This window comes from Gilliamella sp. A7, from assembly GCF_002142015.1.
Classification (GTDB): Bacteria; Pseudomonadota; Gammaproteobacteria; order Enterobacterales; family Orbaceae; genus Gilliamella; species Gilliamella apis_A.
This window is the reverse complement of record NZ_NASN01000002.1, coordinates 62,031-73,932: the sequence shown is the minus strand read 5'-3', so window position 1 is coordinate 73,932 and position 11,902 is coordinate 62,031. Positions and strand designations below refer to the sequence as shown.

Genomic DNA, 11,902 nt, shown 5'->3' with positions numbered 1-11,902 from the left:
TCGAAAATTTAACGAACCACACCCTACAAGTAAAAATATAAAGAAAATATTAAAAACACGATACATCATTTATTGTTCACTTATAAAATATTTATAAGTAACTTCAGCTACTATTTATATCTTTTCACTAACATTTTCAGCAGTATTCGTAATTGCTTTACCACCAGATTGAACATCTTTACCAACACCTTTAAACGTGTTACAACCGACAATCAATGTTGTCATCACAATACTTACCATTAAAATAAATACTTTACGTAACATATGGATTCCCCTCTAGTTAGTAATATTACAATTTTATTGTGGCAAATGCTTCTGCTACACGATGTATATTATGGTGGTTTAATCCCGCCACACACATTCTTCCGCTGCCCACCAAATAAACGGCGAAATCATCTTTTAGCTGTGTGACTTGCTCTTTAGAAAAACCTGTATAACTAAACATACCTCTTTGTTTAACTAAATAATCAAAATTTTGTGTCGGTACTGCTGTTTTTAATAAATCGACTAAGGTTGAACGCATGGTTACAATACGATTGCGCATAGTTTGAACTTCTTTAAGCCATAAGGCTTTAAGCTCGGTATTATTTAATACATATGATACCAGTTTTGCTCCATACGCAGCTGGGCTAGAATAGTTACGACGAACTGTCGCTTGTAACTGCCCAAAGACACAATTCGCTGCTTGACTATCATCACATAATACGGATAATCCACCTACCCGTTCTCCATACAGTGAAAATGTTTTGGAAAAAGAATTACTAATCAAACCACATAATCCTTTCTCAGCGACTTTTTTGATTGCATAACTATCGCTTTCGATACTTTCACCAAAACCTTGATAAGCAATATCCATAAATGGGATAAGATCACGATTTTGTAAAACTTCAATCACTTTATCCCACTGCGGCTGTGTTAAATCGGCGCCGGTAGGATTATGACAACAAGGATGTAATAACACGATACTTTTAGCCGGCAAGCTATTTAATGTATCTAGCATAGCGTCAAATTTTACACCACAAGTTGCTGGGTCAAAATAACGATATTTGTTTACTTTAAAACCTGCACCACTAAAAATAGCAATATGATTTTCCCAAGTTGGATCACTAACCCATACTTGAGAATTAGGAAAATAGTGATAAAGAAAATCAGCACCGACTTTAAGGGCTCCTGATCCACCTAACGTTTGAATAGTTGCAATTCGTTTAGCTTGAATTGCAGGATTATCTTCACCAAAAAGCAGCGATTGAATCGCTTGGCAATAACTAGGTAAACCACTCATTGGCAAATAAAGTTGCGCACCTTGTTGATGTTGATAAATATAATCACGAGCCGTTTTAATACATGATAATTGCGGAACCTCACTGTTTTCATCATAATAATATCCAATACTTAAATTGATCTTATCCTGACGACTATCATTATTAAATTCTGCAACTAATGACAAAATTGGATCACCGGCATATGACTCTACTTTTTCAAACATTTTTCCAACCTAATTAACTAGTAAATAGCAATGTATAATTGTAGATTATTGCACCAACTTAAATAGCAATCAATCACTAAATAACAGTTTAAATATAAATAATTTTAGGCGAATAAAATCGACTGTTTAACAGTCTGATAAAGATAGAAAAACGTCATAATTGATGACAAAAAAATAGGAAATTTAGCAAAAAAGCCACAAGAAAACCCTTTCCTCAATTTTTTTGCGTCATTAGCACTTTTTGGTGCTAATGACTTTGGCAAACTTATTTAACAGCAATAACTTCTATTTCAACTTTAGCATCTTTCGGAATTCGAGCTACTTGCACACAAGAACGAGCTGGAAAGCTTGCTTGATTTTCGGTAAAAAATGCTTCATAGACACTATTAACATCAGCAAAATCATTCATATCGGCTAAAAAAATAGTTGTTTTAACGATATTGTTAACTTGATAACCGGCCTCAGTAACAATGGCTTTAACATTAGCTAAACTTTGCTTAGCTTGTTCTTTAACGCAAGTTGGCATCTCACCGGTTGCTGGATTAATTGGGATTTGACCTGATGCAAATAACATATTGCCCAAATCGACACCTTGCACATAAGGACCAATAGCAGCAGGTGCTTTATCGGTATTAACTACTTTTGCCATATATAACTTTCTCCTTTTATTTATTATGACTCTCATTTCAACAGGAACACAATTTTGTGTCAAGCCATAACAAATTTATGATCATGGGACTTCTGCAAATTTTCTGATATGATAGGCGATAATTTTTTTCATTTGTTGAGAGTTAGTATGTTTGAGAATTTAACTGACCGTTTATCACAGACATTCCGCAATATTAGTGGTCGTGGGCGTCTGTCTGAAGATAATATCAAAGATGCGCTACGTGATGTCAGAATGGCATTACTTGAAGCCGATGTTGCGCTACCTGTAGTACGAGAATTTATTAACCAAGTTAAACAAAAAGCCATCGGTTTAGACGTGAATAAAACGTTAACCCCAGGCCAAGAGTTTATTAAAATCGTTCAAGCTGAACTTACTTCGGCAATGGGTGAAGTTAATAGTTCACTTAACTTAGCTACTCAGCCTCCGGCGGTTATGCTAATGGCTGGTTTACAAGGTGCCGGTAAAACAACCAGCGTTGCAAAACTAGCAAAATTCTTAAAAGAGAAACAGAAAAAGAAAGTATTAGTTGTTTCTGCCGATGTCTATCGTCCCGCAGCGATTAAACAATTAGAAACACTTGCTAAAGCAATTGATGTCGAGTTCTTCCCATCAGATATCAATCAAAAACCAGTTGATATTGTTAATAAAGCAATCTCACATGCCAAATTACAATTTTTTGATGTACTGATTGTCGATACCGCCGGTCGATTACATGTTGATAGTGATATGATGGATGAAATCAAAACGCTACATGATGCAATCAATCCTATTGAAACACTATTTGTTGTCGATGCTATGACCGGGCAAGATGCCGCCAATACAGCTAAAGCATTTAATGATGCCTTACCCCTTACCGGTGTCATTTTAACTAAAGTTGATGGTGATGCTCGTGGTGGTGCGGCACTATCTATCCGCCATATTACCGGCAAACCAATTAAGTTTTTAGGGATGGGCGAAAAAACGGATGCATTAGAGCCTTTTTATCCTGATCGTATCGCTTCGCGCATTTTAGGCATGGGAGATGTTCTCTCTTTAATTGAAGAATTACAGAGTAATGTTGATCGTGAAAAAGCGGAAAAAATCGCTAAAAAGTTAAAAAAAGGCGATAAATTTGACTTTAATGATTTCCAAGATCAGCTTAAACAGATGCGTAATATGGGCGGAATGGGGGCCATGCTGGCTAAATTACCAGGGGTAGGTCAACTACCGGATCACATTAAAGCGCAAATGGATGACAAAATCACCATCAAGATGGAAGCAATAATTGGCTCTATGACATTAAAAGAGCGAGCAAATCCTGAAATCATCAAAGGATCACGCAAACGCCGTATTGCAAATGGATCAGGTACACAAGTACAAGATGTCAACAAACTACTTAAACAGTTTGAAGATATGCAAAAAATGATGAAAAAAATGAAAGGTGGTGGCATGATGAAAATGATGCGTCAAATGAAAGGCTTAATGGGCGGAGGCATGGGTTTTCCGCCTCGATAAACGTTCACTATACTTCTCTTTCACTTAATTACTATCGCGTGTTTGAGCGCGATAGTAATTCAATACACTCAATCCTCTCGATTTAGCGCTTTAATTTTACTTGGTCGATGCATAGTTAATACCGTACCAATCGAAGAAACAATAATAAACATAATAGCTAACCACTGGTAATGTGTTAACTGTTCATGTAAAACAATTAATCCCGAAAATGCCGCAAATACTGGCGACAAACTCATTAAGGTACTAAAAGTTTGGGCTGGTAAACGCGGTAATGCGACCATATCAAGACCATAAGGAATCGCTGACGCTAGCAGTGAAACCATAAAAGCTAATGGCAAAATATCCAAGGAAAACATTGTACTACCACTTTGCCATACACCAATAGGAAAAAGTAATACTGAAGCAACTATCGATCCAACTGCAACACTAGGTGCTCCATATATTTCGCCAGCTTTACGACCAAAAAGAATATAACCAGCCCAACAGCTTCCAGCACATAAAGCTAATAAAAGACCAATCGGATCTAAATCACTGGCTGCTTGATGAATAGGCAACAACATAATCAATCCAATTATGGCTATACCTAACCAAATAAAATCGATTAATCGCCGACCTGAAAACATAGCCACCATAATTGGCCCCGTCAATTCAATTGCCACAGCGATACCTAAAGGAATACGAGATATAGCATTATAAAATGATAAATTCATACAGCCCATGGCAATACCATACAAAATAATATATTTAATTGCTGGTTTAGAAATCGTTTTACGCCATGGTTTAAAGACTATAACCAACAAAATAGAGGAAAAAAATAAACGCCATGCAGTCATTGCTTCTGGTCCAAGTACTGGGAATAAATATTTAGCAAATGAAGCACTTGCTTGTACAGAAATCATCGATATAAAAATTAAAAAAACCGGCCAAGATCTTTTGAACATAATAATAACCTTATTTGAACACTGAGATTGTTATCAAAAGGGCACAACTTGTTTGCATAACATAATAAAATCCTATTTGATATTTTTACCATTAATAGTAAAAAACAATGTTAATTAAACAAATTGTATAAATAATATATTTAAAATTATCAAATAAAATTCACAGTTAGTTTTCCCTTTTTACTGATAACAATGCCAGATCTTGTAGCGCTTTTTTATAAGGAGAATCTGGTAAAATTGAAATCACATTAAACGCTTTGTTTGCCTCTTGCTGAGCTATTTTTAAAGTAAATTCAAGCGATCCGCATGATTTCATCACCTCTAAAACATGCTCTAACAAATGACGGCCATTTCCTTGTTCAATCGCTTGCCGAATTAAAGCGGCATCCTGTGGATTAGCGTGATGCATTGCATGTAATAATGGTAATGTCGGTTTACCCTCATTAAGATCATCACCCAAATTTTTACCCAATTTTTGATTACTATCGGCACTATAATCTAATAAGTCATCAATAATTTGAAAAGCAGTACCTAAATATTTTCCATATTCTTGCAAGGCAAATTCTTGTTCTGGGGGCGCTCCAGCAAGGACCGCCGCTGAATGAGAAGTCGCTTCAAATAGTCTTGCTGTTTTACGATATATGACTTGTAGATATTGTTCGGTAGTAATATCAGGATCATTACAATTAAGTAGTTGTTGGACTTCACCTTCTGCGATAACATTCGTAGCTTCAGACATAATTTGTAATACTTTAAACGATTCAGTACGAACCATCATTTGAAAGGAGCGGGTATAAATATAATCGCCCACCAAAACACTGGCGGCATTACCAAATAATGCATTAGCTGTTGATTTACCTCGTCGTAAATCTGACTCATCAACCACATCATCATGCAATAAGGTGGCAGTATGAATAAACTCAATAAAAGCAGCCGTTATAATATGTTTATCACCCTGATAATTCAGTGCTTTAGCAATGAGTAAGGCAATGATTGGACGAATACGCTTACCGCCACTACTAATAATGTAATTACCTAATTGATTGATCAATACAACATCAGAGCTAAGCTCTGCTTGTATTGCTTGATTAACCTTCACTAAATCTTCTTGTACTAGATCGAGTATCTGTTTTATCGATGGATTATTCATCAGTCTAACCGCTACAAATGAGAGATATTTACTTACTATTATCTGATAAATATTTTTATGCAACAAGTTATTGATAAATCATATTTAAAAAAATGCTACAAATGATAAGCATTTTCATTTAGAATACACGCCCTAAGGGAAAAATTATTACTGCTATGAAGATCAATTTTGATATAGATATCAACATCGAAAAAGAGCCACAATCACCTGCTAATAAACAAAAGGATGATTATATATACATATTTGTCTCTATCGCTGTAATATCACATCTACTTTTATTAGGATTATTATTTAGCTCGGCGTTGTTCGCAAGTAATATCATGGTTGATGAAGGTGATGATTCAATTAAAGCCGTAATGGTTGACCTTACTCAGTTAGCAGCCCCTGAACAATCATTAGTTGAAAATACGCCTGATATTCAAGGCGTTGAAAACAGCGAAATCATAGATAACAAACCTATCGAAGAACAACCGGTTGAACCTGTTGTAGAGCCGGAAATCGTTAAAGAAGAAACTCCTGAGCCTACACCAGAAAAAGAACCCGAAAAACCTACTGTTGAACCAGATAAACCAACAATAGTAAAACCAGAACCAAAACCAAAACCGAAACCAAAAAAGAAAAAGCCACCAACACAAAGAGCATCTCGTCAACAAGTTAGACAAGAAGCAATTAGTGATAATATGGCAAAAACGTCGGTGGCAGCTAAAATTTCTGATAATCAGCAATATTCGAGCAATCCAACACCGATCAGCCGTAATCGCCCAGAATATCCAAGAAGAGCTCTTGACATGCGCTTAGAGGGTCATGTTATTGTGATGTTTGATGTCAATAGTGAAGGACGTGTTGAAAATATCAGAATTATTGAAGCTCAACCCAATAATATTTTTAATCGCTCAGTGATCACGGCAATGAAGACATGGAAATACAAACCAATTGCCGGTAAAGATATCAAAATGAAGATTATCTTTAATCGCGATAGTTCAATTAGTTTAGGTAATAACTAAACTGATATTTATCAATCCATAACTATCATTCAATAGTATTTATTTGAAATAAAACTTAATGGCGCTAATCGTAACTTCTTGATTAGCACCTTACTTGATCATAAGTTTATTTATTGACTTGCATTAACTGTTCAATTTGTTGAGGATCTTTAGGCACCGTTGCGGTTAAAACTTCATTGCCTGAATCAGTAATTAAAATATTATCCTCTATACGGATGCCAATACCTTTATAACGTTCAGGAACATCCGCTTCTTGATTAATATAAAGCCCTGGTTCAACCGTTAACACCATACCAGGAGCCAGAATACGGTCACGATCGCTCCCGACATCATGTACATCAATACCTAACCAATGCCCTAAACCATGCATATAAAATGCCATGTAAGCTTTATTTGCAATTAACGTCTCTATATCGCCCTGCATAATGCCAAGTTTAACCAGGCCTTCAACCATAATGCGAATAATTTGTTGGTTTACTATTGATATGGAAGTACCTGGTTGTAATAATTTGATTGCCGCGTATTGTGCCGCTAACACAATGTCATATATTTCACGTTGTACCTGACTGAATTTACCATTTATAGGAAACGTACGGGTGATATCCCCAGCATAATACTGATATTCACAACCAGCATCAATTAAGACTAAATCGCCATCTTTCAATTGGTCGCTATTATTTTCATAATGCAATATACAACCATTATTTCCCCCACCAACAATAGTGTTATAAGATGGCGAACGAGCACCATACCAAGCAAATTCATGTAAAATTTCCGCTTCTAACTGATATTCATACAAACTAGGCTGACACTTTTGCATTGCGCGAATATGTGCCTTAGCACTTATTTCACAAGCTTCGCGCAATATAGCCATTTCGAAATCCGATTTAAACATACGCATTTCATGAACAATAGGTCGCCAATCAATTATTATACTTGGGGCAACTAGTTTGCTGCGAACACCTTGCCTTAAATTATGTAATGTTGTTTTAACTATTTCATCAGCATATTCGTATAACTGGTCAGCATGATAAATAGCCTTTTTACCATTCAATAAATTTGGCAAAATATTATCAATATCATCAAAAAGATGAGCTTCATCTACACAAATTTTTTCTAATGCAGCTTGCTGACCTAACCGATATCCGGTCCATGTTTCCGCTAAAGGATCCTTTTTTCGATTAAATAATATATAGCGAGCTTGATTATCAGATTCCTTGATTACCACCAATAGTGCTTCTGGCTCAGCAAAAAAAGTAAAATACCAAAAATCACTATCTTGTCGATAAGGATAGTGAGTATCATTACTTCGTGTAACCTCTGGTGAAGCAAAAAACAAAGCGACGCTATTTGGCTCCATTTGTGCCAATAATTTATTTCGCCTTGCTAAAATTTCTGTTTTGCTATGCATATCTACCATAACTTGCACCTTAAAAATCAATAATATTGAATATTAATGAATAGTTGGGGTTATATCAGATTCGTTAAACTCATCAAAACAGAGCATTGCCGTAATTCGAACGTATTCTTTAATTTCTTCAAATGCAAAGCCTAACTCTTGCTGATCTTCATTTTCATCATAACCCAATTTAACGATTTGTCTCAGGTCGTATATTGCCTCACCAACATCACCTTTAACACGATTAATTTTAGGTTGAACCAAACCAATTCCTAATAAAAAATGATTAACCCATCCGACTAAATCATCAATCTGAGTAAATAGATCTTGATCGCCAAGTAACAATTGAAATTCAAAATCTTCATCAATAAGTTGTTGTTTAGTTGAATGATATAATTTTTCAATTTCTTTGTTTAAAGGTTCAGCAATGCTTTGCCCATCATTTAACATATCCTTAGTTAAAATTTTCCAGCTTTCATCATGATTACCTCCTGCTAAAATACCTGATAAAAAACCATGTAATTCAGCCGCGGTCATGCCGATTTTATTTTGGATAAGTTGGCGATTAAGCTCATTGTAATTATTGCTATTAGTCATTAAATCCACCTTAGTCTTAAATACCGTGAAAACACACCCCTGCACTTTCACGGATTAATAGTATATAATTTATGCCTAGCTATAAATAATAAACAGGTTATTGTGCTTTATAAAGGAAATATTTTGAACATTTTTAGATTGATCGTAGCATTGCCCTCGCTATTTTTATTCTTTGTCATGTCGTTAACTGCATGTAGCTCATGGGCCCCCAATAAAGGCGTGATTGTTCTTAATGTACAGAATCAAACAAATACCTCTATAACTAGTCAAGATTTACCTAAAAATTATCATTTAGGTAATAGTGAGCAAGAGCTTGAAAAATTTGAATATTTTTGCCACGAAGAGATCCGCGCTTCCCAACTTGATGGTAGTGAAGAAGTTGTGTTTGAAAATATCAAACGAGGAATTCACGGGCAGGTAGAATTTAAAAAATGTCGTGATAAAATCACCCGAATTTACCGATATTAACTATAATATCGGCTAACTTGGTTGATTATCACTCATAAGATTAGACGAATTGTTAAAGATCTGTGAAATCTTACTAGCCTTTCACGCTGTTTTTATTTATATTGTCGTCTGAAAAAACATATTTTTGGGAGTAAAATAATTATGTATAAACAAGATGTAACCATTACTGCATCGAATGGCCTTCATACTCGCCCTGCTGCGCAATTTGTAAAAGAAGCAAAAAACTTTAATGCTGAAATTACTGTCACATCAAACGGAAAAAGTGCTAGCGCTAAAAGCTTATTCAAATTACAAACATTAGGCTTAACTCAAGGCACAACGATTACTATTTCAGCCGAAGGTGAAGATGAAAAAGAAGCAGTAACTCATTTAGTAAAATTAATTCCTGAATTGGAATAGTACTCCCAATTATTATTGAACGGTTTTAATATTGAATAAGGATTAAATGTTATGGTATCAGGTATACTTGTTTCCCCGGGTATCGCTTTTGCAAAAGCGCTATTATTAAAAGAAGAACCTATTGTAATCAATAATAGGCAAATTCTTGATAACAAAATTGACGCTGAAATTGAGCGCTTTAAAGAAGCGCGTCAAAAATCAAGCGAACAATTAAATGCTATCATGGAGAGAGCAAAGACCACATTAGGTGAAGATAAAGCTGCCATCTTTGAAGGCCACATAATGCTTCTTGAAGATGAAGATCTTGAACAAGAAGTTATCTCACGTATCCAAAGTAAACACTCAAGTGCTGATGCTGCCGTACAATCTGTATTTGAAACGCAAGCAAAAGAGTTAGAAAACTTAGATGACGAATATTTAAAAGAGCGTGCTGCAGATATCCGTGATATTGGCAAACGTCTATTAAAAAACATTCTCGGTATTGAAATTGTTGATCTAAGTGCTATTAGCCAACCTTGTATCCTAGTTGCAACTGATTTAACACCATCAGAAACTGCACAATTAAATTTAGATATGGTATTAGGCTTTATCACTGATGCAGGTGGCCGTACGTCACATACCTCTATCATGGCTCGTTCTTTAGAAATTCCAGCAATTGTTGGTACCTCTAATGCAACACAAGCAATCAAACAAGGTGATTTTGTTATTTTAGATGCAATTAACAATGCAATCTATATTAATCCTGATCACACAACTGAAGAAAAATTAAAACAAGTTCAAGCAAAATATATTGCTGACAAAGAAGAATTAGCAAAATTAAAAGATTTACCTGCGGTAACTCTTGATGGTCACCAAGTGGAAATTTGTGCCAATATCGGTACGGTACGTGATATTGCCGGTGCGGATCGCAATGGCTATGAAGGTGTTGGCCTTTATCGTACTGAGTTCTTATTTATGGATCGTGATGCGTATCCAAATGAAGAAGAACAATTCAAAGCATATAAAGAAGTTGCCGAATCAACTAATGGCTTATCAATTATCGTTCGTACCATGGATATTGGTGGTGACAAAGATGTACCTTATATGCATTTACCGAAAGAAGAAAACCCATTCTTAGGTTGGCGTGCAATTCGTATCTGTTTAGATCGTAAAGAGATATTACATGCACAATTACGCGCAATTCTACGTGCATCAGCTTTTGGTAAATTACGTATCATGTTCCCAATGATTATTTCAGTTGAAGAAATCCGTATCTTAAAATCTGAAATCAACATTCTTAAAGAACAATTAACCGCTGAAGGTAAAGCGTTTGATAAAGAAATTGAAATTGGTGTTATGATCGAAACCCCTGCAGCAGCAGTTATTGCTCGTCACTTAGCTAAAGAAGTTGACTTCTTCAGTATTGGTACTAACGATTTAACCCAATATACACTTGCTGTTGACCGTGGTAATGAACTTATTTCACATCTTTATAATCCGTTTTCACCATCAGTGTTAACATTAATTAAAAATGTCATTGATGCTTCTCACCAAGAAGGTAAATGGACAGGAATGTGTGGTGAACTTGCTGGTGATGAAAGAGCAACAATCCTATTATTAGGTATGGGGCTTGATGAGTTTAGTATGAGTGCTGTATCAATTCCTAAAATCAAAAAATTAATTCGTAATACCAATTACGAAGAAGCGAAAAAATTTGCTGACACTGCACTAGAAAAAGCAACCGCTAAAGAAATAACTGATTTAATTGAAAAATATACCGCTGAAAAGCAAATTTGTTAGGAGGCCATAATGGGTCTATTTGATAAAATAAAACAATTTGTCTCTGACGATAACAAAAATAGCATTGAAATCATAGCACCTCTTAGTGGAGATATCGTTAAAATCGAAGATGTGCCTGATGTTGTTTTTGCTGAAAAAATCGTTGGTGATGGCGTTGCAATTAAACCATCTGGCAACAAAATTGTCGCACCATTAAATGGTAAAATTGGCAAAATTTTTGAAACCAATCATGCTTTTGCGATTGAGTCAGATGAAGGTATTGAACTTTTTGTTCATTTTGGTATAGATACCGTTGAACTAAAAGGTGAAGGTTTTACACGTGTTGCTGAAGAAGGACAACAAGTTAAAATTGGTGATACCATCATTGAAATTGATCTACCTCTACTTGAAAGTAAAGCTAAATCAGTTTTAACACCTGTTGTAATTTCAAATATGGAAACAGTAGTTGAACTAACTAAACTAACTGGTTCTGTTGAAGCAGGTAAAACACCAATTATGCGTGTTAAAAAATAATT

The 11,902-nt window shown here is 35.2% G+C and carries 13 protein-coding genes; 6 read left to right on the top strand and 7 right to left on the bottom strand.

What is annotated here, in order from left to right; all coding sequences use genetic code 11:
- Nucleotides 1-114: 114 nt before the first annotated feature.
- The 3 genes from B6D18_RS01190 to B6D18_RS01180 form a co-directional block, all read right to left on the bottom strand.
- Nucleotides 115-264 carry an entericidin A/B family lipoprotein gene (locus B6D18_RS01190; RefSeq protein WP_086362772.1) on the bottom strand — a complete coding sequence of 50 codons (150 nt, stop codon included), beginning with the start codon at nucleotides 262-264 and terminating at the stop codon, nucleotides 115-117.
- Nucleotides 265-289: 25 nt separating this feature from the next.
- Nucleotides 290-1,486, bottom strand: a complete 1,197-nt coding sequence (locus B6D18_RS01185; protein ID WP_086362771.1) for an amino acid aminotransferase — start codon at nucleotides 1,484-1,486, stop codon at nucleotides 290-292.
- Nucleotides 1,487-1,751: 265 nt separating this feature from the next.
- A complete protein-coding gene (locus B6D18_RS01180) occupies nucleotides 1,752-2,135 on the bottom strand; it encodes a RidA family protein (RefSeq protein ID WP_086362770.1) in 384 nt (127 codons plus the stop codon).
- Between the two features lie 147 nt (nucleotides 2,136-2,282).
- Between B6D18_RS01180 and ffh the strand changes: the two genes are divergently transcribed.
- On the top strand, nucleotides 2,283-3,650 hold the full coding sequence (ffh, locus tag B6D18_RS01175) for a signal recognition particle protein (protein ID WP_086362769.1): 1,368 nt from the start codon (nucleotides 2,283-2,285) through the stop codon (nucleotides 3,648-3,650).
- 68 nt (nucleotides 3,651-3,718) lie between these two features.
- Here ffh and B6D18_RS01170 read toward each other — a convergent pair whose 3' ends face one another.
- Nucleotides 3,719-4,591: an EamA family transporter gene (locus B6D18_RS01170; RefSeq protein WP_086362768.1), complete on the bottom strand. Its 873-nt coding sequence runs from the start codon at nucleotides 4,589-4,591 to the stop codon at nucleotides 3,719-3,721.
- 166 nt (nucleotides 4,592-4,757) lie between these two features.
- On the bottom strand, nucleotides 4,758-5,741 hold the full coding sequence (gene ispB, locus B6D18_RS01165; RefSeq protein WP_086362767.1) for an octaprenyl diphosphate synthase: 984 nt from the start codon (nucleotides 5,739-5,741) through the stop codon (nucleotides 4,758-4,760).
- A gap of 155 nt (nucleotides 5,742-5,896) precedes the next feature.
- On the opposite strand from ispB, the gene B6D18_RS12560 reads away from it, so the two are divergent.
- Nucleotides 5,897-6,745 (top strand): TonB family protein, encoded by an 849-nt coding sequence (locus B6D18_RS12560; RefSeq protein WP_086362766.1) that lies wholly within the window; start codon nucleotides 5,897-5,899, stop codon nucleotides 6,743-6,745.
- 106 nt (nucleotides 6,746-6,851) lie between these two features.
- Here B6D18_RS12560 and pepP read toward each other — a convergent pair whose 3' ends face one another.
- Together pepP and B6D18_RS01150 are read right to left on the bottom strand one after the other, a co-directional pair.
- Nucleotides 6,852-8,165: a Xaa-Pro aminopeptidase gene (gene pepP / locus B6D18_RS01155; protein ID WP_216818794.1), complete on the bottom strand. Its 1,314-nt coding sequence runs from the start codon at nucleotides 8,163-8,165 to the stop codon at nucleotides 6,852-6,854.
- A gap of 33 nt (nucleotides 8,166-8,198) precedes the next feature.
- Nucleotides 8,199-8,741, bottom strand: coding sequence for a UPF0149 family protein (locus B6D18_RS01150; RefSeq protein ID WP_086362765.1), 543 nt, complete (start codon nucleotides 8,739-8,741; stop codon nucleotides 8,199-8,201).
- Between the two features lie 123 nt (nucleotides 8,742-8,864).
- On the opposite strand from B6D18_RS01150, the gene B6D18_RS01145 reads away from it, so the two are divergent.
- The 4 genes from B6D18_RS01145 to crr all read left to right on the top strand — a co-directional run bounded on the left by B6D18_RS01145 (nucleotide 8,865) and on the right by crr (nucleotide 11,900).
- Complete coding sequence (locus B6D18_RS01145) at nucleotides 8,865-9,209, top strand: hypothetical protein (protein ID WP_144063933.1); 345 nt, start codon at nucleotides 8,865-8,867, stop codon at nucleotides 9,207-9,209.
- A 141-nt stretch (nucleotides 9,210-9,350) separates the two neighbouring features.
- Nucleotides 9,351-9,608 (top strand): phosphocarrier protein Hpr, encoded by a 258-nt coding sequence (gene ptsH / locus B6D18_RS01140; RefSeq protein ID WP_034901724.1) that lies wholly within the window; start codon nucleotides 9,351-9,353, stop codon nucleotides 9,606-9,608.
- Between the two features lie 51 nt (nucleotides 9,609-9,659).
- A complete protein-coding gene (gene ptsI, locus B6D18_RS01135) occupies nucleotides 9,660-11,387 on the top strand; it encodes a phosphoenolpyruvate-protein phosphotransferase PtsI (RefSeq protein WP_086362763.1) in 1,728 nt (575 codons plus the stop codon).
- A 9-nt stretch (nucleotides 11,388-11,396) separates the two neighbouring features.
- Nucleotides 11,397-11,900 carry a PTS glucose transporter subunit IIA gene (gene crr, locus B6D18_RS01130; protein WP_086362762.1) on the top strand — a complete coding sequence of 168 codons (504 nt, stop codon included), beginning with the start codon at nucleotides 11,397-11,399 and terminating at the stop codon, nucleotides 11,898-11,900.
- Nucleotides 11,901-11,902 lie beyond the last annotated feature (2 nt).

What these genes read in the sequence shown, in the direction of transcription:
- B6D18_RS01170 (WP_086362768.1), bottom strand. Translation starts at nt 4,591, where the DNA reads ATGTTCAAAAGATCTTGGCCGGTTTTTTTAATTTTTATATCGATGATT.
- ptsH (WP_034901724.1), top strand. Translation starts at nt 9,351, where the DNA reads ATGTATAAACAAGATGTAACCATTACTGCATCGAATGGCCTTCATACT.
- ffh (WP_086362769.1), top strand. Translation starts at nt 2,283, where the DNA reads ATGTTTGAGAATTTAACTGACCGTTTATCACAGACATTCCGCAATATT.
- B6D18_RS01150 (WP_086362765.1), bottom strand. Translation starts at nt 8,741, where the DNA reads ATGACTAATAGCAATAATTACAATGAGCTTAATCGCCAACTTATCCAA.
- pepP (WP_216818794.1), bottom strand. Translation starts at nt 8,165, where the DNA reads ATGGTAGATATGCATAGCAAAACAGAAATTTTAGCAAGGCGAAATAAA.
- B6D18_RS12560 (WP_086362766.1), top strand. Translation starts at nt 5,897, where the DNA reads ATGAAGATCAATTTTGATATAGATATCAACATCGAAAAAGAGCCACAA.
- crr (WP_086362762.1), top strand. Translation starts at nt 11,397, where the DNA reads ATGGGTCTATTTGATAAAATAAAACAATTTGTCTCTGACGATAACAAA.
- B6D18_RS01185 (WP_086362771.1), bottom strand. Translation starts at nt 1,486, where the DNA reads ATGTTTGAAAAAGTAGAGTCATATGCCGGTGATCCAATTTTGTCATTA.
- B6D18_RS01190 (WP_086362772.1), bottom strand. Translation starts at nt 264, where the DNA reads ATGTTACGTAAAGTATTTATTTTAATGGTAAGTATTGTGATGACAACA.
- B6D18_RS01180 (WP_086362770.1), bottom strand. Translation starts at nt 2,135, where the DNA reads ATGGCAAAAGTAGTTAATACCGATAAAGCACCTGCTGCTATTGGTCCT.
- ispB (WP_086362767.1), bottom strand. Translation starts at nt 5,741, where the DNA reads ATGAATAATCCATCGATAAAACAGATACTCGATCTAGTACAAGAAGAT.
- ptsI (WP_086362763.1), top strand. Translation starts at nt 9,660, where the DNA reads ATGGTATCAGGTATACTTGTTTCCCCGGGTATCGCTTTTGCAAAAGCG.